Annotated in this window: 12 protein-coding genes; 7 read left to right on the top strand and 5 right to left on the bottom strand. The window is 73.6% G+C overall.

What is annotated here, in order from left to right; all coding sequences use genetic code 11:
* The first annotated feature begins 33 nt into the window (after positions 1-33).
* Positions 34-1,158 (top strand): serine hydrolase domain-containing protein, encoded by a 1,125-nt coding sequence (locus LCN96_RS29405; RefSeq protein WP_225265658.1) that lies wholly within the window; start codon positions 34-36, stop codon positions 1,156-1,158.
* A gap of 104 nt (positions 1,159-1,262) precedes the next feature.
* Here LCN96_RS29405 and LCN96_RS29400 read toward each other — a convergent pair whose 3' ends face one another.
* The 4 genes from LCN96_RS29400 to LCN96_RS56740 all read right to left on the bottom strand — a co-directional run bounded on the left by LCN96_RS29400 (position 1,263) and on the right by LCN96_RS56740 (position 6,000).
* Positions 1,263-2,039 carry a maleylpyruvate isomerase family mycothiol-dependent enzyme gene (locus LCN96_RS29400; protein ID WP_225265657.1) on the bottom strand — a complete coding sequence of 259 codons (777 nt, stop codon included), beginning with the start codon at positions 2,037-2,039 and terminating at the stop codon, positions 1,263-1,265.
* Between the two features lie 171 nt (positions 2,040-2,210).
* Positions 2,211-2,990 (bottom strand): SDR family NAD(P)-dependent oxidoreductase, encoded by a 780-nt coding sequence (locus tag LCN96_RS29395; RefSeq protein WP_225265656.1) that lies wholly within the window; start codon positions 2,988-2,990, stop codon positions 2,211-2,213.
* Positions 2,991-3,075: 85 nt separating this feature from the next.
* Positions 3,076-4,473, bottom strand: coding sequence for a sensor histidine kinase (locus tag LCN96_RS29390; protein ID WP_225265655.1), 1,398 nt, complete (start codon positions 4,471-4,473; stop codon positions 3,076-3,078).
* Between the two features lie 165 nt (positions 4,474-4,638).
* The gene (locus LCN96_RS56740; RefSeq protein WP_263657335.1) at positions 4,639-6,000 is read right to left on the bottom strand and encodes a diacylglycerol/lipid kinase family protein; all 1,362 of its coding nucleotides are present in this window, start codon (positions 5,998-6,000) and stop codon (positions 4,639-4,641) included.
* 123 nt (positions 6,001-6,123) lie between these two features.
* Between LCN96_RS56740 and LCN96_RS29380 the strand changes: the two genes are divergently transcribed.
* Both LCN96_RS29380 and LCN96_RS29375 read left to right on the top strand, forming a co-directional pair.
* A complete protein-coding gene (locus LCN96_RS29380) occupies positions 6,124-6,843 on the top strand; it encodes a phosphatase PAP2 family protein (RefSeq protein ID WP_225265654.1) in 720 nt (239 codons plus the stop codon).
* A gap of 219 nt (positions 6,844-7,062) precedes the next feature.
* On the top strand, positions 7,063-7,833 hold the full coding sequence (locus tag LCN96_RS29375; protein WP_225265653.1) for a phosphotransferase: 771 nt from the start codon (positions 7,063-7,065) through the stop codon (positions 7,831-7,833).
* A 58-nt stretch (positions 7,834-7,891) separates the two neighbouring features.
* On the opposite strand, the gene LCN96_RS29370 is transcribed toward LCN96_RS29375, so the two are convergent.
* Positions 7,892-8,779, bottom strand: a complete 888-nt coding sequence (locus LCN96_RS29370) for a hypothetical protein (RefSeq protein WP_225265652.1) — start codon at positions 8,777-8,779, stop codon at positions 7,892-7,894.
* Positions 8,780-9,070: 291 nt separating this feature from the next.
* On the opposite strand from LCN96_RS29370, the gene LCN96_RS29360 reads away from it, so the two are divergent.
* The 4 genes from LCN96_RS29360 (at position 9,071) to LCN96_RS29345 (ending at position 25,393) form a co-directional block, all read left to right on the top strand.
* A complete protein-coding gene (locus LCN96_RS29360) occupies positions 9,071-22,240 on the top strand; it encodes a hemopexin repeat-containing protein (protein ID WP_263657334.1) in 13,170 nt (4,389 codons plus the stop codon).
* A gap of 14 nt (positions 22,241-22,254) precedes the next feature.
* Positions 22,255-24,162 (top strand): nucleic acid/nucleotide deaminase domain-containing protein, encoded by a 1,908-nt coding sequence (locus tag LCN96_RS29355; protein ID WP_225265651.1) that lies wholly within the window; start codon positions 22,255-22,257, stop codon positions 24,160-24,162.
* Between the two features lie 18 nt (positions 24,163-24,180).
* A complete protein-coding gene (locus tag LCN96_RS29350; RefSeq protein WP_225265650.1) occupies positions 24,181-24,957 on the top strand; it encodes a helix-turn-helix domain-containing protein in 777 nt (258 codons plus the stop codon).
* Between the two features lie 88 nt (positions 24,958-25,045).
* On the top strand, positions 25,046-25,393 hold the full coding sequence (locus tag LCN96_RS29345; RefSeq protein WP_225265649.1) for a VOC family protein: 348 nt from the start codon (positions 25,046-25,048) through the stop codon (positions 25,391-25,393).
* The last annotated feature ends 27 nt before the right edge of the window (positions 25,394-25,420 follow it).

Genomic DNA, 25,420 nt, shown 5'->3' with positions numbered 1-25,420 from the left:
CGTCCGCAACCGTTCTCTCAGAAAGGCAGCACCATGGCACAGAACATCCACGAAGAGGTCCAGCAGATCCTGAACGAGGCCGCCGAGGACGGCATCCCCGGCATCGTCGCCGAGATCCACGACGCCGGCGGAGCCTGGTTCGGCACCGCGGGAGTGGCCGACCTCGCCACCGGGCAGCGGCGTCAGCCGGGGGAGTACGTGCACATCGGCAGCTCCGGCAAGGCCTTCACCGCCGCCACTGTGCTGGCCCTGGCCGCCGAAGGCCGGCTCAGCCTGGAGGACCCGGTGAGCACCTGGCTGCCCGGCGTCCTGGAGCCGGGCGGCTACGACGGCGACAAGATCACCATCCGGCACCTGCTCAACCACACCAGCGGACTGTTCCTCACCGGCCTGGCACCGGAGCTGCAGCAGAGCCTCGCCACGCAGCCGGCCCGCGTCTGGTCCACCGCCGAGCTGGTCCGGCTCGCGGTGTCGCAGCCGCCGGTCGGCGAGCCGGGGGAGCGGTTCGTCTACTCCAACGGCGGCTACTACCTGGCCGGCGCGATCATCGAGCGGGTCACCGGCGACACCTACGCCGCCGAGGTCGAACGCACGGTCATCCGGCCGCTCGGCCTGACCCGCACCTACGTACGGCCCGCAGCAGCCACGACCTACCTCGACCCGCATCCCACCACCTACGTCGCCGGCGCCCTCAAGGACGGCGTCGACCCGGCGACGCTCACCGCGGAGAACTGGGCGTCCATGATCGACCACGACAAGCCGCCCATCGACGTCACCGCGCTCAACACCTCCTGGGGCTGGGCGGCCGGCGGCATCGTCTCCACCACCGAGGACCTGACCCGCTTCCTCAAGGCGATCGCGACCGGCACCCTGCTGCCACCGGCTCAGCACCGCGAGATGTGGACCATGGTCGGCGGCGAGGACGTCGTCTGGCTGCCGCACGCCCGCTACGGCCTCGGCGTGATCGAGTTCGACAGCGCGGGGACGGGCGGCCTGACCCTGCGCGGCGTCAGCGGCACCCTCCCGGGGTCCTTCACCCTCGCCCTGTGCACCGGCGACGGCCTGCGCAGCGTCGCCATCCACGCCAACCTCGAACCGAGGACCCTGGACGTACCCGTCAAAATCATCAAGGCGATGTACGGCGTCGCCCTCGCCTGACCCTCAGGAGCGGCCTGAACCAGGGGACCGCGGTTCGCGAGTCGCCGAGCAGGGGGACTCGCGAACCGCGCTGGGGACGTCACACCCCACGATCGGCGCGTGGGTCAGCCGGTGACCCAGTCCATGTGCGTGATCCAGTGGTCGAGCAGCGCCCGATCCCCCTGCACCTCCAGCGTGGGAGCCTCGTCCAGCGGGCGGCGCCTGCTGACGACGAGCAGGAGCTCGGCGGCCGGGCCGCGCACCGCGACGTCCGCCTTGTCGTGGGTGCGCTCCAGCGCCACCCTGTCCGGCTCCCGGCGCGCGACCCACTCCCCGGGGGCGTCGGTCGCGTGGAAGTGCAGACTCTGACCGTCCCCGCGCATCGCGTCGGCGAAGCCCGGCCTGTTCTCCCAGTAGCCGCGGGAGGTCATCGTGGCGAGCCAGTCCTCCAGGGCCGCGACGGCGAGCTCCGGGTCCAGCTCGTACCGCGTGCCGAGCGCGGCGGCCGCGTCCGCGCGATGCACGCAGATCTCGCCGAGCAGCCGGCGTGACCAGAACGGCACGCCGGCGGCGCCGCCCGAGGGATCCCACACCGGCGTCTCATCGGTGACCGCGGCGAAGGCCTGCTGTGCCCGGGCCACGCCGTCGCCCAACCAGGCCCGCCACTCACCCGGATCGGCCGGGCCGGGGACGAGGGCGGCGAACGCCTTGCTCGGCTCGCTGAGCTGCTCGCCCACGAGCATCGCCACCATCCGCTGCGTCCCGCCGACATGGTCGACCAGATCGGCCAGCGTCCACTCAGGGCAGGTCGGCACCGGGGTCGCCGCGTCCTTGTCGTGCACCCAGTCGGCGAACGTGCTCGTCTGCTCGATGACGGCCTTCACATACGCGGGTGTGTCCATCGTTGCACCTCCAAGTGCTTCGTGATCTTCCCGGGTTCGCGGACGGGGCAAGGGGCGGTTCCGTCGGGGCGGGTACACCTTAGACGGGAACTCGCCCGGATGGAGGGCTTGGGCGGATCTTTCTCCGTACGGGCAGGTCAACCTCCGCACCGGCCGGGTCACGAGCGACGATCAGTAGTGGATGGCCCCCTTCGCGCCCCCACCGGCGACCACCGCGTCCCCGTTGATGGCGACGCTGAGCGGGCTGGCGAGGAAGGCGACCACCGCCGCCACCTCCTCGGGCCGCACCAGCCGGCCGATGGACACGGAGGCCGCCATCCGGCTCTCGAACTCCTCCGCGCTCGTCCCGCTCTTGGCCGCCAGCTCGCCGACGATGTCCAGCATGGTGTCGGTACGGGTGGCGCCAGGGTGCACCACGGTGACGTTGACGCCGCTCGGCCCCAGCTCGTCCGCCAGGTTCTTGGTCATGGCGGCGACGGCCACGTTGCGGACCGAGCCGGCGATCGAGCCGCTCTGGCGGGCCGCGAGGCCGGCGATGTTGATGACGCGGCCCCAGCCGCGTTCCGCCATGGCCGGGGCGAACGCGCGGACGCAGCGCAGGTAGCCGCGCACCTTGACGTTGATCTCGGCTTCCAGGTCGTCGTCCGGGATCGCCCCTCGATTGGTGGCGGCGGCGTTGTTGACCAGGATGTCGACCCCGCCCAGCGCGCGGACGGCGGCCTGCGCCATGGCGGTCACGGACGCGTCGTCGCCGGTGTCGGCGGTGAGGCCGACGACCCGGGCGCCGGTCTCCTGTGCCAGGCGGGCCGCCTGCTCCTCGACGGCGCGGGCGTTCCTGGCGACCAGCGCCACCGCCGCGCCCTCGGCCGCGAGCGCCCGGCCGACCGCCAGCCCGATCCCCCTGCTGCCTCCCGTGACGACGGCCCGCCGCCCGGCCAACCGCAGATCCATGCTTCCCCCTGGTCGCATCGTTTCGAACGATCAGGTGTCGATGCTGCCAGAAGGTGCCGGAGCGGCTGCCATCAGGCTCGGCGGATCAGGTCAGCAGGGGCATCCGCAGGACCAGGCACGTGCCCTGGCCCGGAGGGTCCTCCACGGTCAGGGTGCCCCGGTGGGTGCGGGCGATCTCGCGGCAGATGGCCAGGCCGAGGCCGGTGCCCTTCGGGTCGCGCTCGCGTGACTCGGGGAGCCGGGCGAAGCGCTCGAAGACGATCTCGCGGTGCTGGCGGGCGATGCCCGCGCCGTCGTCCATGACGGCCAGGACCGCGTCGCCGTGCTCGGCTCTCACCGCGACGGTGACGCAGGTGGCGGCGTGGCGCTGGGCGTTGTCCACCAGGTTGGTCAGGAGCCTGGCCAGCAGCACCCGGTCGCAGGCCGCGTACACCTCCGGTTGCAGGTCGGCGCGGACGGGCACGCGGCCGGGCAGGCGGCGCTGCAGCTCGGCGCGCACCAGCTCGGCCAGGTCGGTGCGCACGTGCTGCCGGGAGCGGTCGGCGTCCAGGCGGGCCAGGGTGAGGATGTCGTCGGCGATGGCCTGCTGGCGTTCGACGTCGTTGAGCAGGTCCTTGGCCATGTCAGGCCAGTCGACCGCGCCGGGGTTCATCAGCGCCTCCTCCAGGCGCAGCCGGGCGCCGGTGATCGGGGTGCGCAGGTCGTGGGAGGCCTCGGAGGTGAAGCGCCGCTCGCGCTGCAGGGCCTTTTCCAGCAGGTCCAGCGTGTTGTTCACGACCGTGGCCAGGTAGCGGATCTCGTCGTGGTGGGCCGGGACGGGCACGCGGTGCCCGAGGTCGGTGGCGGTGATCTCGGCCAGCTCGACGGTCATCGCCTCCACGGGCCGCAGGGTGCGGCCGACGAGGTGGTAGCTGCCGAAGGCGACGACGGCCAGCAGGAAACCGGAGGCGACGACGAGCTGTGCCAGCAGCGGGCCGCTGCCGTACCAGGGCGGCTCCGGCAGCGTGCTGTAGGCGATCAGGTCCCCGCCCTGGGTGGGCACCCACATCGCCGCCACGAGCATGCACCGGCCGGGAAAACCGGGCACGTCGCACAACCGCCGATCCGCGAAGGACGGCCGCCGCGGTGGCGCGAACGTGGCCATCCGCGGCTGCCCGCGCACCAGCGCGCTCGCCGACACCACCCGCCCCGAGGGCGTGACCAGCTGCGTCGCGGTCACTCGCTCGGCCTGGATGACGGGCGGCACGGTACGGTGCGCGAACAGGTGCATCAGCTCCAGGTCCGCCCCGTACAGGTGTCTGAGCCGGTGGTCCAGCTCGTGGTTGAGCCGGTGGTTCAGCACCAGCCATCCCGTGATCACACAGAGCACCACCGTCACCATGGTGGCCAGCGTCGTCACCCGGCCCCGGATGGACCATTCGAAGCTCGTCCGCGTCCGCCACCGCCCGGCGTCCTGGAGGAGCCTTCCACCGGTGTGCCTCACTGCGTCCCACCCATCATCCGCACCCTGCGCGACGGTCACCTCTCCGCTAGTCGGACCTGCCACAGAACTGCCCTGAGCAGCGGAAACAATGCTGGGAACGCAGGAGGCGGCCGTCTGACCGCCGGTGGGGCTGATGATCGACAGGGCGAGCTGCTGCGCCGGCGGTCAGACGGCCGTCCGGTGCGTACGGCGGCGGCCGGTCCTCCTCGGCGGGAACGCCAGCCCCCAGACCGTGCGCCAGCTCACCGGCAGACGTTCCCCACCACTGCCGCGAGGCGTCCTGACCCGCAGCGCGCCCGGCCGCACCCGGCACCGCACCGGTGTGGGCAGCAGCAGCGCCTCGCCGTCCACACCGACCGGGATCTCGGGCTCGTCGGCGTCCACCACCACCTCCTGAGCGGTGAACGAGGTCAGCGCCGCCGACCTGCGCCCCCACACCAGCGCCGCCGCCTTCAGCGCCGTGTCCGCCGTGACGCCGAGGACGCCCAGGACCCCCGTGTCCAGGCGGAGCCGGCGCCCGAAACCGCCGCCCCTGCCCGCCAGGTAGGGGTTGTTGCTCACCAGCACCGCCTGCGGAGCCTCGATGACCACCTCGCCCGCCCGCGCCACCAGCCGCGCGCCGGCGCGGTGCGTGAGCAGCTCCGGCAGCAGGTCCAGCGCCGTGTGCAGCTTGGTGGCCCGGTACGCGGGGCTCTGCACGATCGCCGCGTACGCCCCGAACGAGGCGTTGTTGACGAACGTGCGGTCAGCCACCAGCCCCAGGTCCATGCTGATCTCGACGCCGTCGTCGAGCGCGCGCAGCGACGTGCTCGGATCGTCGCGGTCCAGGCCGAGATCCATCGCCAGGTGGTTGCGCGTCCCCGCGGGGATGACCATGAACGGCACGTCGTGCTCGGCCGCGACGGCGGCCACCAGCGCCTGGGTCCCGTCGCCGCCGGCCACGCCCAGCAGGTCCGCGCCCCTGGCCACCGCGTCGCGGGCGAGCTGGGCGACGTCCTGGGGCCGGTCGGGGTCGAGCACCTGGACCTCCGCCCCCAGCACGCCCGCCTTGGCCACGAGCCCGAACCTGTCCACCTTCCCGCCGCCCGAGCGCGGGTTCATGATCAGGTACGGCCGCTTCGGCGCCGGCACGGCCCGTCCCCTGAACCGGGCGGGCGAGACCCCCATGGCCATCGCGACCCGGCCGGTGACGGCCGCCAGCACCAGCAGCCCGGCCGAGACGATCATCGGCCACAGCGCGCCGGCCACCGCGTACCTGACCAGCACGGCCAGCGGCGCCAGCACGGCCACCACCACCGCGAGCCCGCGCACCAGCCCCCGGTGCGTCAGCGCGACCCACACCGCCGCCGAGGCGACGGCCAGTGCGCCGAGCCCGAGGGCGAGCAGCGTGATGCTCTGGAACCCCGCCGCGGCGAGCATGATCGGCACGACGGCGGCCGCGAGGGCGAGGGCGAGGCGCGCGGTCCAGGCCTGGGCGTGCTCGAACCGGCTCGCCGGGATCTTCGCGCTGCCATCGGGACGTCCCATCCCCCGATGACACCGCCCCCGCGCCCCGGCCGCGTCACCCGCTGAAGGTGAGGCGCCGTAGGTGGGGCGCCGTCACCCGCCGAAGGTGAGGCGCGACACGCTCCTTCAGGCACGATCGCCCATGTGACCCTTCTCGAACGCTTCGACGCCAGGGACAGGCAGGCCTTCGAGCGGATCGCCCGCGCCCACCTGCCCTATCTGGACGCGGTGCTCCCCTCCTTGACGTCGGCCGCCGACAAGGCGGTGCTGTGGTGGCTGGTCGCCGGCGGCCTGCTCATGACCGGCCGGCCGGACCTGCAGCGGGCCGGGCTGCGCGGCCTGCTGGCGATCTCGCTGGCGAGCCCGACGGCCAACCTGCTGGCCAAGCAGGCCTTCCGCCGGGAACGCCCGGTGGCGCACCTCATCCCGGTGATCCGCCGCCGCCGGATCCCCACCTCCTCGTCCTTCCCCTCCGGGCACAGCGCCTCGGCCGTCGCCTTCGCCGTGGCGGTCGCCGCGTACGCGCCCGTGCCGGTCGCCGCGCCGGTGTCGGTGCTCGCCGCCGGGGTGGCCTTCTCCCGCGTGTACGTCGGCGCGCACTACCCGGGGGACGTGGCCGTCGGCATGGCGATCGGGCTCCTCTGCGGCTGGGGGGCGATCCGGCTGAGGCGGCGGCGCTGGGACATCCTCAAACCGGACAGCAGCGCGAACGCGCCAGGAAAGGCGCGCGTGAAAACAGGATGCGGTGCCCACCGGACAACGCAGACCATGTTCTTCGCCGGACGTGCCCGCGTACCGGAGCTGGACGGCGGGACCGGCGACGCTCCGACCCCGGCACGGACGGTGAGGCCCGCGCATGACTGACCGTTCCCCGGCGGACCTGGCCGCCGCGCTGTGCGACCTCTTCGGGCTGGGCGCGGCCGGTGCGCACGTCACCCCGGTCGGCCGGGGTGCGATGGGACGCGTCTGGCGCCTGACGGCCGGCGGTGCGGCGTACGCCGTCAAGGAGCACCTCTGGGGCGTGGACGAGCGGGCCGTGGCCCGGGGCGCGGCGCTCCAGGAGGCGGCGCGGCGGCCGTCGGCGTGCGCTCCCCGCGCAACGTCCCGGCCTCGGGTGGCGGGCTGGTGGCGCACCTGCCGGCGGCCCTGGGCGGCGGCGGTGTCCGCCTCTACGACTGGCAGGAGGGCCCGGCGGCGCGCCCGGACGACCCGGGAACGCCCGAACGCCTGGGAGAGCTGCTGGGTCGGCTGCACGGGCTGGCCCTGGCGGCGCCGGACCCGCCGGAGCCCTGGTACGAGGCCCTCGACGAGGTGGACTGGGAGCACCTGGCCGGCCCGGCGGCGGCGCGCCGGCCGTGGCAGGAGCTGCTCGCGGCCTCGCTGCCCGGCCTGCGGCGGCTGGCGGCGCTGGTCACGCCGTCGAAACCGGACGACCTGATCACGTGTCACCTGGACGTCCAGTGCTCCAACGTGGTGGTCACGGACCGGGGCTGGGTCCTGCTGGACTGGGACGACACCGGCGCCGGATGCGCCGACCGGGAGCTGGCCATGGCCCTGCTGCGCTGGTTCACCGCCGACGGCGTGGACGGGGCCGCGATCCGCGCCACGATGGCCGCCTACCGCGCGGCGGGCGGCACCGCGGTGCTGGACCCGGACCGCTCGTTCGCCATGCAGGCCGCGAGCTGCGTCAACTTCGTCGCCGCGCAGGCGCGGCTGGCGCTGGACGGCGCCTACGCCGAGCATCACGCCGACGCCGAGGAAGGCCTCATGCACGCGCTGACGGCGTTGCCCGAGGTCGCGACCTACCACGAGGTGGCGCGCTTCGCGGCGGCTGCACCGGCTCCGCCGAACTGATCGCCGCGCGGCTCGTGGAGCGTCATCAGGCGCTGCGCACGCGACTGCCGGGGCGGGGTCAGGAGCGGCGCGGGTCGTAGTTCCTGAGCTCCGCCAGGCGGATGTCGCTGCCTGGCAGCAGGGGCAGCCCGCTGCTGTAGTCCAGCACCACGCGGCTCCCCAGCGGCCGGCGCAGCGTGACGCCGAGGTGGTCGGTCTTGCCCATGGCGTTGCAGTACTCCACGTCGTCGTCGCGGACGTCCACGTCCACGACCACCGCCCGCGGGGTCTCGTGGACGCGCGCTCCGTGGGTGGTGTCGCAGGTGCCGTGCAGGTAGCTCAGGCGCAGCTCGGCCGGTGCGGGCGTGTCGTAGGTCTGCACCTCCTGCGGCTCGTCCTGCAGCGGCTGGGGCGGCCCGCCCATGGCGGCCGGGTCCACGGCGACCCGCCGCAACGGCTGGGGGACGTCTTCGACGGTGAACTCCCAGACCGGCACGCGCACCTCGCCCCGGCTGCTGGGCACGGCGGCCTCGCCGCGCGTCACCCCGACCACGCGCAGCGGCCGGCAGCCCCGCGCCGGGCACGGCTCGTCGGCGAAGGACTTCGGCTTGGTGAGGCCGGCGTAGGCGGCTCGGGCGCTGATGACCGGCACGCGCAAGGTGCCGCCGTCCTGGAAGCGCAGCTCGACCGGAGCGGGTGTCCGGCCGGGCAGCTCGGTCTCCAGCTTCCAGGCGCTGTTGATCAGGCTCCGGCCCACCCAGCGGGGCACGTCCGCCCAGTCCAGCTCCAGCGTCAGGTTCCGTAACGGGACGAACCCGTCGGTCCAGGGCCGCCGCTCCGGCGAGGTCTCCCAGCGTTCGGCGAGCCGCTGGGCGCGCCGGTCGAACTCGTCGGTGCCGGCGGGAGCCGGGACGGAGCCGCAGGCGGCCATCAGCACCAGGAGCAGCGCTGCCGTGATGATGCGCATGACTGATAGACGTGCCGCGGCGGCGGCCGGTTCGAGCGGCGGGGCTCTTCGTCCACCCGCCGCTGCTGAGCAGAACGCGCAAAATGAGCAGAACCTGCCGTAAGGGAGCGAACGTCGCCGCAGGTGAGAGCCCCACGGGGCGGTAGTGATCACTCGCTGTAATCCGGCGGCAATCGCACGTTGAACCGGCCTGCCAAGGCTGCGACCGGCGTCGGGCCGGGGGAGCGGCCCGGTGCCGCGCGGCCCGCATCTCGACGTGCCGCGCCCGCGCCGGACACCCGGGAGGCTCTCTTGTCCGCGAACGGATCCCTGCCTACCTACGAACGACTCTTCGGCGAGCTGGAGTTCCGCGAAGGAGACGAGGCCAGGTCGGTGCACTCGCCGGCCGCCTACCTCGCCGACCTGCTGCGCCTGCTGGAGGACAGCTTCGAGCGCCCGTCGCTGCTGGAACGGCGGCCGGGGCTGAAGGACGTCGTGCTGGACGCCGACGACACCTACACCGAGATCCCCTACCTGGACATCGTCGTCGAGGTCCTGGAGAAGGTCGTCGGCGACGACCCGTACGGGCGGCTGCGCGAGCTGGAGCACCCCTTCGACCAGCCGTTCTCCCTCCAGGACGAGCGGCTCCAGGCGTACCTGGAGGAGCTGGGCGTCACCCCGGCGCAGCTGTACCGGCTCTTCGCCGGCGCCGCCCGCCCCGACACGGTGGCGCGGCTGACGCTGGGGCTGACCCCGCACGAGGTGCGCCTGGTGACGACGCCGGTGACGGAGCCGGAGCTGCGAGCCCGCTACGGGCTGGGGGAGGAGGACCTGACGGCCCTGCGGGACGCCGGCCGCTTCCGCCGCGCGGCCGGCCTCACCGCGGGCGAGCTGCGCGAGCTGCTGCTGCAGAACCTCACCCCGGCCCCCGAGCCCGGCCCCGCCGAGGCCAAGGTCTTCTACGTCAACCAGGGCCAGGGCCCGGCCGGCGTGGACGAGGAGGAGGACACGCTCGTGTGGGCCGACGGCGAGGCCGTCCCCTTCGCCTGGTTCGAGCGGGCGCACCGGTTCGTGCACCTGGCACGCAAGACCGGCCTGTCCTTCACCGACCTGGACCTCGTGCTGCGCTCCTGCTGCGGCAACCGCGTCGACCTGCCCGCGCTGCGCGTCCTGGCGGCCGTCGTGCACCTGCACAGGGCCTGGGAGCTGCCCGTGGACGTCGTGTGCGCGCTGGCCGCGCCGATGGACACCGCGGGCGTGCGCGGCGGCGCCGAACCGGCCGGCCTGTTCGGCAGGACGTTCGGCGACCCCTACGAGCGGGCGGTGATCTGGCCCTGGCCCGACCAGCTGCCCGCCGGGCTGGAGGTGCTCGCCTGCCGCGGCGACATCCTGGCCGCGCGCAACGCCGAGTACCGCCGCCGGGTCGCGCACGCGCTGGCCGAGCCGGACGTCACCGAGATCGTCACCCGCTTCCGCGCCAGGTACGCCGCCACGCCGCACGAGACGGCGCCCTTCGACGGGCCCGCCGTCGGGCTGGCGGAGCTGTCGCTGCTGCACCGCGTCGGCGTGCTCACCTCGGCGCTGGGGCTGTCGGCGGCCGAGCTGTTCGACGTGCTGGACGTGCTCGACGCCGATCCGGGGCCGCGCCCGTACGGCTCCTTCCCGCCCCCGGTGGACACCGGCGCGGGCACCCGGGACTGCTACCGCACCCTGGCGGGCGGCGACCCGGCCGCCGGCCTGTGGCTGGCGCAGACGCTGGCCGCCGTGGCCGAGTGGCTGCGCGCCACCGGGCTCGGCCCCTCGTCGCTGCGCGAGATGCTGGGCGGCACGCCCGGCGAGGACGCGGGCGAGCACGCCACGACCCTGGCCGGCGACCTCAGCTCCCGCCTGGAGGCGTTCGGGCCCGAGGTGCTCGCCTCCGACCGGTTCGGCGAGCGCGCCGCCGAGGTCGTCCACGACGTGCTGACCGCCTACGACGGCGTGGTCTGCCCCCAGGACGACCGCGTGCTGCGGCTGGAGCGTTCCAGCGCCGAGGCGGCGGCCCGCGAGGCGCTCACCGACCTGGCCGTGGTGACCGAGGACGACTTCGCCGGTCTCGGCCTGGGCGAGCGGCTCGCCGCCAAGATCCACGCCAACCTCGTCACCGCCGGTCACCTGCGCCCCGACGGGACGCTGGAGGCGGCCGCGCTGCCGCAGGAGGCCGCAGGGCTGCGCCTGGCGGGCGACTTCACCGCGCACCGCCCCGCCGTGCACGCGCTCATCACCCGCCTGACCCAGGACGCCGAGGGCCCGCCCGCCCTGTACCCGTCGGACCTGGCCGCGCTCGAAACCACCATGACCGCGGCGGAGCAGGCCGAGCTGTACGACAACCTGATCTACAACGGCTGCCTCGACGAGGACGGCCAGATCCTGTTCACCGGCGACGAGGCCGCCCTGGCCGTCAACGCCGACCTGGGCGACGCCGCGCCCGCCGCGTTCGAGGCGCTGCACGAGCGGGTGCGCCGCTTCCGCCAGGGCCGGCTCACGCTCGACACCGACGCCTTCGCCGCCCTGCCGCTCTCGCCGGACCAGGTGGAGTCGCTGGCCGAGGGGCTGCGCTTCAACGGCTGGCTGGACGCCGACGGCGACTACGCCGACAAGGCGGCGCTGGCCGGGCTGAAGGCCGACGACCTGGTGCTGCCGCCGGAGTTCCACCCGTACCGGCAGGGCGTGCTGGACGTCATGAAGGCGCAGATCGAGGAGTTCAGGGCGGCGCTGTTCGCGTTCGCGGCCGAGGACTTCGAGGAGCTCGCCGAGGCGGTGGCCGGGCGGCGCGTGCTGGACCGGCTGGCGGGCCTGTGCGCCGAGGACGGCCGGCTGCCCGGCGACGCCGTCGCGCGGCTGGCGCAGGAGGCGCCGCTGGCGGACGGGTTCACGGCGGCCGAGCAGGAGATCGTCGCCGAGCGGGTGGCGGCGGTGGTCCGCGAGGCCGAGCCGTACCGGCTGGACCTGGAGGCGGTGGCGGGGCTCGGCTTCGACCCGGGAGAGTGCGTGCGCCTGGTCGAGCGGCTCGTGGCCGCCGGCGACCTGGACGAGACGCTGGCCGTGCCCGCCGGGCGGCTGGCCTACTTCGGCAATCCGGGCAACGCGCTCGGCTACGCCCTGCCCGGGCTGGAGGACTACGCCAAGGACGTGTTCTTCCTGCTGCACGGGGTCGCCGTGGAGCTGGCGGCGGGCGTCGCGGAGATCGTGGAGGCGCTGTCGGGGCTGGCCGAGCGCCAGGCCGGCGAGCTGGCGGCCGTGCTGGAGGAGGCCCTCGGCGTGCCCGCCGAGACGGCCCTGGCCATCTGCGCCGGCGTGACGGGGCCCCTGACCGGCACCTGGACAGGTGCTCCGGCGGGCGTGATGGAGACGTTCGTGGTGCCCGCGCTGGCCGCCGCCGACCTCGCCGACGAGACCGGCGAGGAGCTGGCAGCGCCCGCCGACCCGCGCTTCCGTCACGCCCACCGGCGCGTGCGGGCGTTCGCCGCGCTGGCGGCCCGGCTGGGCCTGGACGCGGCCGAGGTCGAGGCGGCCTTCCGCGACCAGGACCTGGCGGGCGGGTTCCCCGAGCCGCTGGCCCTGCCACCGGGCCTCGACCGCTTCGACGCGCTGCTGGAGTCGGCGGACGGGCACGTGTACCTCTTCCACGAGCAGCGCTACTGGACCTATTCGGCCGGCGCCTACGCCCTGGCCGACCCCAAGGGCAAGCCGCTCAAGGACCTGTCACCCAGGTTCGAGCGGCTCACCGCGGTGGACGCCGCCTTCAGCGCCGCCGACGGCCTCGAATGGATCGTCGGCCGCGACCGCGACGGCCTGTCCCGCGCGTTCACCCGCACGCCCGGCAGCCTGCGCTGGGTGCCGAAGGACCAGGTGTGGGGCAAGGTGCGCAGCACGTTCACCGACCCCGCCCGCATCGACGGCGCGTTCGTGGACGCCGACGGCAGGACGTACCTGTTCTGCGGCGACCAGTACGTCCGCTACTCCGGCCCCGGCTACGCGACCGTGGACGAGGGCTACCCGCGCGCCATCGGCCGGTGGTGGGAGGGCGAGGGCCGCACCCCGCTGCCCGAGCCGTTCCGCACCCGCGTCGACGCGGGGCTGCAGGACAGGGACGGCCGCACCCACCTGTTCAGCGGCGAGCGCGCCTACACCGTCGGCGACACCGCCGACCACCCCATCGCCGGGACCTGGGGCCGGATCCGCAACGAGCTGGCCGACACGGGGCGGGTGGACGCCGCCTACACCGACGCGTCGGGCACGTACCTGTTCTCCCGCGACCAGGTCATGGCCTACACCGACGGCCTGGAGGGCGCGGGCGTCACCGCCGACGAGCGGTACCCCCAGCGGATCGGCACGCGCTTCCCCGGCCTGCCGGCGGAGTTCGAGTCGGGCGTCGAGGCGGCCTTCGCCGACGGCGACGGCGTGGTCCACCTGTTCAAGGACGGCAGGACCGTCGCGGTGGGGGACGCCGCCGGCGCCGTGCCGACCGGGCAGCGGTGGGGGATCGTCGAGGAGGTGCTGCCTGGCGGGGCCGTGGACGCCGCGTTCGTCGGCATGGACGGCCGCACCTACCTGTTCGGCGGCGAGCGGTACCTGCGCTACTCCACCGCCGACTACTCCGTCACCGACTCCGGCTACCCGCGCCGGATCGAGACCGACTGGGGCGGGCTGCGCCGGGTGGACGCCGCGTTCGTCATGGACCGGCAGACCTACCTGTTCGGGATCGGCGGCAAGCTGCTCGACCTGCCCGCCGAGCACCTCGCGGACCTGGAGGCCGGGCGGCTGACGGCGGTGCTGCGCCGCCGCCTGCTGGAGCACGGCCTGCCCGTCGCCGAGCAGGCGCCGCTCGACGGCGACGGGCCGCAGTGGCGGCTCGCCACCGAGCAGGGCGTCAGGCTCGTCATCGAGTACGACGCCGGCCTGCTGACCGTGCGTTGCGACCCCGCCGAGCAGGCCCCGTTCTACGCCCGCTACTCCACCGCCGACTACACCACGCCCGACCCCGGCTTCCCGAGGCCGGTGGGCGACGGCTGGTGGAACCTGCCCGCCGAGTCCGGCTTCACCACGGTGGACGCCGTCTTCACCGGCCGCGACGGGCGCACGTACCTGTTCAGCGGCGAGCAGTACGTGGTCGCCGGCGACCGCCGCCGCTGGTGGACCGAGCCGCGGCCGCTGCGCGACCTGTGGGGCAGCCTGCCGTTCGAACAGGTGGACGCCGCGTTCGTCGGCAAGGACGGCCGGACCTACGTCTTCGGCGACGGCAGCTACGTGCGTTACTCCACCGCCGACCACAGCCGGGTGGACGACCGCTACCCGGCGCCGGTCAAGCCGTTCTGGGGCAACGTGGCCAACACCATCGCCCGCACGGGCAAGGTGGACGCCGCCCTGGTCGCCGACTCGACCGAGACCGTGAACGGCGTCGAGGTGACGCGCACGCACACGTACCTGTTCTCCGGCGGCCAGTACGTCCGCTACGAAGGCCACGACCACACCCGCGTCCAGGACGGCTACCCGCGCGCCGTCTCCGCGCTGGCCCAGGAGCCCCGGCTGCGCAACCTGCACCGCACCCTGGACGGCCCCATCGACGCGGCCTGCGCCGACCGGCGCAACGTGTTCCTGTTCGAGGGCGGGCGCTGCCACGTCGTGTCCGACGCGCTCTACCGCCACTACACCCACCTCGACCTGGCGGGGGTGACGTGCGCGTTCGTCGAGGACGGGTCGGTGCTCGTGCAACGCGAGGACGGCTGGTGGCGGCACGGCGCGCTGGAGGGCCTGGCTCCCGGCCTGACGCCGGTCAGGCCACGCACGCTGCGGCAGGTGCCCGCCGCGTTCCGCGACCGGCTCGACGCCGTGCTGACGGGCGCCGACGGGAACACGTACCTGTTCAAGGGCGCTTCCTGCTACAACGTCACGCTCGGCCGCGAGTACCCGCTGGCCGAGGAGTGGGGCCGGCCGCGCGACACCATCCACCACGGCAACACGGTGGACGCCGCGTTCGTCGGCCGCGACGGCAGGACGTACCTGTTCAGCGGCGACCAGTTCGTCGCCCACACCGGGCCTGAGCGGCTCGACGGGGTGCCGCGGCCGATCGCCGCGCACTGGGCGGGCCTGACCTCGGTGGTGCTGGCCTACGTGCGTGACGGCAGGACGTACGTGTTCGAGCGGCCCGGACCGGACGGGCGCATGCGCTACCTGGTCTACTCCGGCGCCGACTACGCCGCCCCGGCCGAGACGGGGACGGCCGACGCCGGGTTCTGGGGGATCCCGCAGATGTACCGGGAGGAGGGGTTCGGCGTGCCGGACGCCGTGCTGTTCGCGGGCGGCGCCATGGTGCTGCTGCACGGCGACCGGTGCCTGCAGTACACCGAGGCCACGGGGCAGTGGTCGCCGCCGCGCCCGGCCGAGCGGCTGTGGCCGGGGCTCGGCCGGGACCGGGCGCCGGGCGAGGTGTTCAAGACCGCGTTCACCGCGGCCGACGGCGCCACGTACTTCTTCTTCAGCCACCAGTTCACCCGCTACTTCGACGGCACCTTCACCCCGATGGCGCCGGTCAGGCAGTGGACCGGCTCGCACGGCATCGACCGGGTGGACGCGGCGGTGGTCACCGGCGAGCACACGTTCCTGTTCTGCGGGGACCGGTACGTGCGCTACACCGGCTCCGAGTACCGCTACGCCGACCCCGGCTATCCCCGTCCGATCGCCGCCGAGCTGCGCAAGGAGGAGGCGTTCGCCCATCTCGGCGAGACCTTCGACGACGTGATCCTCGACGGGACCGGCCGCCGGATCCAGGCCGCCGTCGCCGACCGGCGCACCGTGTTCCTGCTGGCGGGCGGCGGCTGCCACGCCGTGTCCAGGACCGCCGCCGCCACCTACGAGCTGGCGGACCTCGCGGGCCGGGTCCGCAACGCGGTGGCCGCGGGCCGGGTGGACGCCACCCTGGTCACGGACACCGCCACGTTCCTGTTCGCCGGCGACCAGTACGTGCGTTACTCCGGCCCCGGCCGGGACCTCGCCGACGAGGGCTACCCGCGCACGATCGCCGCCGGGCTGCCCGCCGACCTCGGCAGGCCCGCCCTGTCGCTGCCGGAGGACTTCCAGGACGGCCTCGACGCCGCCTTCCGCGGCCCGGACGGCCACGTCCACCTGTTCAGGAACCGCCGGTGGCTGCGCGCCGACGAGGGCGTGCCGCGCGCGGTGCCCGGCACCTGGGGCGTCGTGGACAACGCCTTCGACCCCGCGCGCCCGCGCGTGGACGCCGCCTTCACCGCCCCCACCGGCGAGCTGTACGTCTTCACCGCCGGCCAGTACGCGCGCTACCGGCCGGGCGCGCTGGAGTACGCCGAGGAGGGCTACCCCCGCTCGATCAAGGACGCGTGGGGCGACCTGCCCGCCGGCTTCGAGGAGGGCCTCGACGGCGCGTTCGTCTTCGAGGGCCGCACCTACCTGACCAAGGGCGACCGGTACGTGCGCGACGGCGCCGCCGCGCAGCCGTTCAGGCCGCGCTGGTCCGGGGCCGCCGACTACCGGCTCGACGACGTGGCCGCCATCGGCCGCCTGGCCCTGCTGGCCCGCTCCGCGCCCGGTGGGACGGGCGGGTTCCTGACGGAGGTGGTGGCCGACCCGTACGGGCGGCTGCACGAGCTGTTCGGCTGGGATCCGGAGGAGGTCAGGTGGGTCAGGCGGCACGAGGGGCCGCCCGGTGACCGCTTCGAGATCGAGTTCCTGCTCCGCCTGGCCGAGCTGTTCGCGGTGACGGGCAGGATGGGCACCGTGCCGTCGCTGGCGTACCGCTCGCTCTGGGTGCCGCTGCACGACGGGAGCCCGGAGCAGGTCGCCGCCACGGTCGGCGACACGCTGCACGCCCTGCTCTCCCGCCGCTCCGGCCCGCAGGACTGGCCGGAGCTGGAGCGCCGCCTGCACGACCGGCTCAACACGGCCAAGCGCGACGCGCTGGTCTCCGCCGTGCTGGCCGGGCGGCCGGAGCTGGCGAACTCGCGCGAGCTGTACGAGCACCTGTTCATCGACGTGGACATGGGCGGGCAGGGCACGACCTCCCGCGTGCGCGAGGCCATCGCCGCCGTCCAGCTCTTCCTGCACCGCTACCTGCTCGGCGCCGAGCCGGCCGCGCCCCGCGCGCACCTGTCCGACGAGACCGTCAGGGAACGGCTGCGCGCCTGGTGGGAGTGGATGTCCGCCTACCGGATCTGGGAGGCCAACCGGAAGGTCTTCCTCTACCCGGAGAACTACGTGCGGCCCGAGCTGCGCGACACCAAGACCCCGGCGTTCCGCGAGCTGGAGGCCGACCTGCTGCGCGGCGAGATCACCCCCGACACCGTGCAGCGCGCCTACAAGCGCTACCTGGACGAGTACACCGAGGTGTCGCGGCTGGCCATCGCCGGTGGCTACGTCTACCGGCCCGACGAGGCGGAGCAGGACACCCGGCGGCTGGTGCTGTTCGGCCGGACCAGGACCGAGCCGCGCCGCCACTACTACCGCCGCGCCGAGTTCAGGGACGGCGACGGCCTGTCGGCCACCTGGGAGCCCTGGCTCAAGGTGGACGCCCAGATCGACGCCGAGCGGGTGCACCCCGTGCACGCCTTCGGCCGGATCTTCGTGTTCTGGGCGGTCGTGGAGAAGGTCGCGCCCGCCGACGCCGCCGGCACCACGATCACCACGACGCCCGGCACCGCCGCAGGCAGCCAGACGGTCTCGGCCACGCCGCCGGAGCACCGGGTCAGGATCCTCTACTCCTTCCTCAACCTGAACGGCGAGTGGAGCCCGGCCCAGCTGCTGGCCACCACCCCCGGGCAGCGCGAGCCGATCACGGACGCCGAGCTGTACGTGCGGGCCTCGCGGGTGATGCCGGACGGGACGCAGGACGCGCACGACTCGATCGTCGTGACGTGCACGTACGAACCGGACGACCCGGAGCCCCCCGCGTACGCGCTCACCCCTGAGCTGTACGTGGTCGAGACCACCGGCGTACGCGGCCCGGCCGCCACCGCGCGGCTGGACACGATCTTCCAGGAGCCGGTGGACGAGAGCGCCGCCGTGCCCTTCAACATGCCCGCCGGCACCACCGACGGGCCCTGGCTGAGCGTGGACCACAAGGGCGGCAGCTTCCTGTGCCGGCGGGTCACCCCGGACGACAGCTTCGAGGTGCCGATCCTGCGCGCCGACGGCAAGGCGCACCTGCCCAAGTCGTGGGCGCGCATCGACGCCGCCGTCGAGCTGCCCACCGAGGACCGGCTGCGCCACTACTTCTCCGGCAAGGGGTACGTCTCGTCCCCCGCCGAGCAGGACCCGGCCGAGGACCCGGTGGAGCCGATCGCGCGCCGCTGGGGCATCGTCCGCACCGGCCTGCTGGAGCGGGGCGCCGTGGACGCGGCCTGCACGGTGCGCACCAGCAACCGGGTCGTCACCTACGTCTTCTCCGGCGCGGAGTACTACCGCTACACCCGCGCCGACAACGTGCTGGGCAGGCTCGACAGCGGCTACCCCCAGCAGATCGCGGCCAACGGCGACGACCTGCCCGCCTGGCCGAAGGTGGACGCGGCCTTCACCCACCAGGGCAAGACCGTGCTCGTCTCCCTGGCCCGCGGCACGTACGTCGAGCTGCCGGACCTCACCGAGCACGACCTGGCCGGCCGCTGGAAGCTGCCCGCCGGCGTGCGGCCTGACGGGATCGCCGCCTTCGGCGACGACGTGCTGCTCTTCTCCGGGGACAAGTACTACGTGCTCGGCACCGGCGACCCGGTGGAGCACACCCTGGGGGACGTGGCGGGCATGCCGAAGCGGGGGCCCGTGCACGCGGTGCTCGCCCACGACAACGGCCACCACTTCTTCGACAACACCGCGGCCACCTGCACCTACCTGAAGGGGGAGTCGGCCCCGCAGGTCCGCGACTCCAGGGAGCTGGGTCTCGTCCGCACCGCCATCGTCACCGACGAGGGCGTGGACGCCGCGTACGTGGACGGGGACAAGCTGTACCTGACCCGCAAGCTGGAGCTGTACCGCTACACCCTGCGGGACGGGCTGCCCGGCCGTCACCTCGACGACGGCTACCCGCTGAAGCTGGCACGCGAGGTCAAGGCGGTGTTCAGGCGCGGCGGCCGGCGCTACCTCTTCAGCGGTCCCGACTACGCGATCCTGCCGGAGGGCACGGAGCCGACCACCGGCCTGACCACCAGCCCCGTGCTGACGTGGCAGCCGATCGCCGGCAACTGGGGCGGCCTGACGTCCTGGTTCGCCCGCGACTTCACCGGCGTGCTGGACACCGCCGACAACCTGTACGTGTTCCTGAACCGCCACTACGCCACCTACCCCTCCCAGGTGGCCGTCCAGCGCCCGTTCGAGTACGCCGGCCTGCCGTACGAGGTGGTCCGGCTGACCTCGGCCACCGCCTACCGGCTCAACGAGAAGCTGCTGACCGGCGGCGTCGCCGCGCTGCTCGCCCCCGAGACGCAGGAGACCGACGAGCTGCCCGCCTTCAGCAGGACCGTCTCCAACGCCACGACCATCCAGGTCGGCTCCCGGTATGCCGTGACCGAGATGCCGACCAGCTCGCACCTGGACTTCCCCAGCGCCAACGGCGGCTACTACTGGGAGATCTTCTTCCACGCGCCGCTGCTCATCGCGCGGGCGCTCAACGGCGCCCAGCGCTTCAAGGACGCCAGGACCTGGTACGAGTACGTCTTCGACCCCACCGAGCCGGTCGCCTACTGGCGGTTCCTGCCCTTCCTGGCGCTCGACGTGCGGGCCCTGGCCGCCAACTGCGCGGCCGACCTGGCCGGGCTGCGCCGCCTGGGCGTCGGCCTGACGGACCTGGCGAACCTGCTCGAACCCGTGCTGGAGCGCCTGACCGAGCTGGCCGCGGCCTTCCAGAACCGCACCCTGACCAGCGAGGACCTGAGCGACCTGGCCGGCCTGGCGGCGGTGGACTTCGCGCCCGCGTTCGACGCCGTGACCGGCGCGGGCAACCCCGAGGCGGGCGCGGTGCTGCGCGGGCTGCGCGAGCGGACCGCCATGATCGGCGGGCTGCGGCGGCAGTACGACCTGATGGGCGACCACGGCCGGCAGCTCGACGCCTACCGGGACGACCCGTTCGACCCGCACGCCATCGCCGAGCTGCGCCCGGCCGCCTACCGCAGGGCCGTCGTCATGGCCTACATCGACAACCTGCTCGACTGGGGCGACCTGCTGTTCCGCCAGTACACGGCGGAGAGCGTCGACGAGGCCAGGATGATCTACATCCACGCCTACGACCTGCTGGGGGAGCGGCCAGGCGGGCTGGGCCTGCGCCCGCTGTCCGCCGCCCGCCGGGCGGCCGAGGTGACCGCGGGCGGGCAGCTGCTGACCGGGCCGGGCGCCGTGCACCAGGGAGTCGGGGACCCGTACTTCCACATCCCCGACAACGCGCTGTTCGCCGACTACTGGAACCGCGTCGAGGACCGGCTCCGCAAGATCAGGCAGTCGCTCACCATCATGGGCGTCAGCCGGCCGATCCCGCTGTTCGAGCCGCCCGCCGACCCGATGGAGCTGGTGCGCGGCGTCGCCTCCGGCGCCGGCGTCGAGCCGGTCGCCGCGGCGCAGGCGGCCGCGGTGCCGCAGCACCGCTTCTGGTTCCTGTTCCGCCGCGCGCAGGAGCTGGTGGACAAGCTCCGGCAGTTCGGCGGTGACCTGCTCGGCGCGCTGGACCGGCGCGACACCGAGGAGCTGACCCTGCTGCAGCACCGGCAGGAGGCCGTCATCCTGGCCATGACCCGCGGTGTCAAGGAGGCCCAGGTCCGCGTGGCCACCGCCGGTCTGCGCGAGGCGCAGGCCGGGCGCGACGCCATCACCGCGCGGGCGCGGCACTACGAGCAGCTGATCGCCGACGGCCTGTCGGCGCTCCAGCTCGACCAGCTCAGGGTGATGCAGGACGCCGCCAACTCCCACCTGGCCGCGGCCGGCCTCAAGATCGGCGCGGCCGTCGCCTACGCCGCGCCCCAGATCCTGGCCGGCCCGTTCATCATGGGCACCGAGTTCGGCGGCAAGCAGCTCGGCGCCGCCCTGGACAAGGGGGCGGAGATCTCCGAGTCGCTCGGCGAGGGCTTCAGCATGCTGGGCGAGCTCATCGGCGTCCGCGTCGAGAACGAGCGCTCCACCGAGGACTGGCGCTTCCAGCTCGACGTGGCCCGCCAGGACCTGCTCCAGGCCGACCAGCAGGTGGCGGGCGCGGAGAACGCGCTGGCGCTGGCCCGGCGGGAGCTGGAGGTGCTGCACCAGGAGATCACCCACCAGGAGGCCGTCGCGGCCTTCGTGCGCGGCAGGTTCGCCGGCGCCGACCTGTACGCGTGGATGGCCGACCGGCTGGCCGGGCTGTACTTCCAGGCGTACGGGATGGCCCACGACCTGGCCAGGGCCGCCGAGCGGGCCTACCAGTTCGAGCGCGGCGCCGACGGGGCGTCCTTCATCCGGCCCGCGTACTGGGACAGCAGGCGCGCCGGGCTGCTGGCGGGGGAGAGCCTCGGCCTGGACCTGGAGCGGCTGGCCCAGGCGTACGTCGAGGCGGACGGCCGCGACCTGGAGATCGTCAAGCGGGTGCCGCTGACCGAGCTGGACCCGGTGGCGCTGCTGACCCTCAAGAACACCGGCACCTGCCACTTCGCGCTGAGCGAGGCGATGTTCGACCGGGACTTCCCCGGCCACTACCGCCGCCAGATCAAGACCGTGTCCCTCGCCTTCGAGGGCCCGGACGGCCGGCTCACCCCCAACGCCACGCTCACCCAGCTCGGCCACCAGACCGTGCTGGCGGCCGACGCCAAGGCCGTCAAGCACCTGCTCGAACCCAAGGGCGCCGCGCCCGGCACCGTCCGCGCCGACTGGCGGGCCGGCCAGCGCATCGCGCTGTCGCACGTGGGGGAGGGCGAGGACGGCAGCGGCCTGTTCGAGGTGCGCTACGAGGACGACCGCTACCTGCCCTTCGAGGGCACCGGCGCCGTCTCCACCTGGCGGCTGGAGCTGTCCGGCAGGCCGCCCGCCGACCTGCGCGAGGTCGTCCTCACCGTCAAGTACGCCGCCAGGCACGGCGGGGACCCGTTCGCGAGCGCCGTCAAGGGCCTGCTGAAGCCGTTCGCCGCGGCCCGCTTCATCGACGTGGCCAGAGACTTCCCCGAGCAGTGGGCGGAGTTCCAGGCGGCAGGCGGGGCGCTCGCGCTGCCGGTGGACGCCGCGCTGTTCCCCGGCATGAACGGCGGCCAGATCACCGGCGTCCGGGCGGCCTTCGAGGGCGACGGCGAGGGCGGGAGCGCGGTCCGCGTGACGCTGGCCGCCGGGAGCCGCGCCTTCGGCCTGGACGACGGCGCGTACGTGACCACGCCGGGGCTCACCGCCGGCGACTGGGTCCTCGAGGTGGACGGTGACGCCTCGGGGCTGCGGAACGTCGGCCTGGTGCTGACGTACAAGTCGAACGTCCGCTGAGGAGGAGAGCCACCATGGCCAGGACGAAGATCCGCAAGAAGAAGTTCCAGATCAGGCAGCAACAGCACCACTCGGACACCGAGGAGCCCCTCGTCCAGCAGCAGGCGGAGGGAGAGAGCACGCCGGCGGAGGACGCGACCCAGCCCCCGGAGGGCGAGCAGCAGCCCGTCGCGGGCGAGCTGGCCAAGTCCAAGCAGGAGACGACGTCCCCGCAGCCGCCCACCGCGGACCTGGGCGCCTTCAACTTCGTGCCGCCCGACGTCGGCCGGCACATCGTGAAGTTCCTTCCGTTCGCCTCCGTGATGAACCTCCTCGTGATCAACAAGAGGATGCGCGAGTGGATGAGTCACGTGGTGCAGGCGCCGGCCGGTGGCCGGCTGTCGGACGTCGCCACGGACTTCTGGCTGCGCCACTGCGCCAAGCCGCAGCCGGGGGACTCGCCCGTCGCCGTCCTGGAGGCGGTCCGCCAGATCGACCGCGAGCCGTACAACGAGAGCGTGTGGGCCCTGGTCGGCAAGCTGGTGGACAGCGACTTCAAGCACTGGTCGGAGATCCTGGGCGAGCTGGCCATCCGGCGCGGCGAGTTCGGCAAGGGCGAGGTTCTGCTGGCGCTGGAGCAACTCCTGCCCACCCAGAAGGAGAAGCTCGCCCTGAGGCAGGGCTACATCGGGGTCGCCGCGAAGGTGGATCCGTTGCGGCTGGTGAGCATCACCACGCCGCCGACCCAGGTGGCCGACACCGTGCCCCAGGTGACCGGTAAGGAGGAAGGGACCATCAGGAAGCTGGTCCACGACCGGCTCAGGACGAGGTTCAACAAGATCAAAAGCGTGGTGTCCGGAAAACAGTCGACCGCGTACCGCGCGAAGCAGACCCAGGCCACCTCGCCCGACCAGCGGGCGCTGGACCGGCTGTCCTGGGTGCTGACCCACCTCGAGGACGCCCGGCAGTGCGTGTCCGTCGCCCTGTCGAAGAACAACATGCGGATCTGGGCGAACATGCCCGACGCCGAGATGCAGGCCGACCTGACGCGGCTCTTCACGGCGGCGACCGCCGGCGCACAGGAGGCCGAGGCACAACTCGCCACCATCTGGACCGACCTGCACAAGTCCAATCTGGGCGTACGCCCCGGCAAGCCCACTCCGCAGGCGTGGCACGACGCCGAGCGCCGGCTGCTCAAGACCCTCAGGTTCCTGGCGGACCTGCTGACCAAGTTCGACAAGATCCGCCTGAGCGCGCACAGCGCCGCCTACGAGCGTACGAGCGGGGAGCTCGTGCACACCGAGACGCAGGCGAGCGATGACATCAAGCACAGCCGCGACCTGCTCAAGGCCGACCTGCGGAAGCTCGAGGAGCTCACTGGGATCAAGGTGATGCTGCAGGAGGTGGCGATGGCCATCGGCATCTCCAAGCTGTCGTGCTTCAAGTGCTGGATCACGCTGCTGGCGGCCCGCACGGAGGGAATCGACCTGAAGGGCTCCGGCACCCACGGCAAGTCCTTCGGCAAGTGGACCATGCCCGCCGCGGTCGGCTCCTCCCCGCAGGTGCTCAAGGCGATCCTCGGTGTGACCGGCGCCAACAAGGGGGACGCGGACCTCGCCGGTTACATCGACGACCCGACGACCGTCTCGGCGGTGCTCAAGGCGATCAACACCTTCCCCGAGGAGTCGGCGGCGAAGAAGACGATCTACTACTCCAGCGAGGAGGAGGACGGTCTGGACTTCAAGCAGCACCCGACGGTGAAGAAGCGCCAGCTCCCCGTCTCCCGCAAGGGCGCCGCCAAGAAGCCCAAGGTGCAGGACGAGAAGCCCGAGGAGATCTCCGAGGAGGAGGACGTGCCGAACGACGGTGACGGCTCGAGCGACGAGGACTTCCTGCTCGAGGACGCCGAGAACCAGGGCTCGTCGCACAGCGGCGACGGATAGCCACCGTACTGTGGAGGGATGACCATCGTGCCTGCTCACCCGAGGTCCGCCGCGCTGGCGCCGTTCGTGGCGACGCTGAGCGCCTACGACCTCGGGCCGGCCGGCGTGCATCGCGGGCTGCCCTCCACCACGGTGTCGATCACGATCCCGGAGGACACACTGGAGATCGCGTGGCTCGGCCGGCCGGGCTCACGGACCCGCTCCCGGGCCGTCGTGGCCGGGCTCCACCTCGACCCGGCCGAGCTGAGGCAGCGGGGCGGCACGCGCGGGGTGTGGCTGACGCTCAGCCCCCTGGGCGCCGCCGCGCTGCTGGGTGTCCCGGCCGCAGCGCTGGCAGGCCACCTCGCCGACCTCGCCGACGTGGCCCCGGCCCTGGCCGACCTGCCGGAGCGCCTGGCAGCCTGCCGGTCCTGGCCGCGACGCCGGGCCCTCGTCGAGGACGCCCTGCTCGCCGGCCTGGCCCGGCACGGCGACCACGCCGCGGGCCCCGACCTGAGGGCCGCGCTGTCCGCACTGTCCGCGACCGGCCGGGTGGGGCGGGCGGCCGACCTGCTCGGCTGCTCGCGTCGCCGGTTGAGCAGCACGGTGCGCGGCGCGCTGGGGGTCACGCCGAAGGAGTTCCAGCGGCTGCTCCGCTTCGAGGCCGCGCGGGCCGGGCTGGCCGCCGCCCGCACGGGCGCGGTCAGCCTCGCGTCGGTGGCCGCCACGTGTGGCTTCGCCGACCAGGCGCACCTCACCCGGGAGTGGCGGGCCATGGCCGGCTGCACCCCGGCCGAGTGGCTGCGCGCCAGGTGACCGCTGGCGGGCGGCGTTCCCCAATCTTCAAGACTCACGCCCCCGTACGGCGCCACGATGGCCATACCCTTTGAAGGAGGAACGACCGATGCCCATCCGCCGCGTCATGCCCGACATCCGATCCACGGCCATGCCGGAGAGCCGCGACTTCTACGCCCTGCTCGGCTTCGAGGAGGTCATGAACCTCGGCTGGGTCATGACGCTCGCCTCCTCTGCCACCCCCACGGCGCAGCTCACCTTCATCAGCCAGGACAGGACGGCGCCGGTCGTGCCCGACCTGAGCGTCGAGGTGGACGACGTGGACGCCGCCTACGCCGCGATGCGGGAGAGCGGCGCGCCGATCGTGCACCCGCTGACGGACGAGGAGTGGGGCGTGCGCCGCTTCTTCGTCCGCGACCCCAACGGCAAGGTGGTCAACGTGCTCAGCCACCGATGAGCCATCCCGGCGTCAGCCGGCGACCGG

Origin of the sequence: Nonomuraea gerenzanensis, from assembly GCF_020215645.1 — a bacterium.
GTDB lineage: Bacteria > Actinomycetota > Actinomycetes > Streptosporangiales > Streptosporangiaceae > Nonomuraea > Nonomuraea gerenzanensis.
The sequence above is the reverse complement of the archived record's forward strand: the minus strand, read 5'-3'. Positions and strand labels throughout refer to the sequence as shown.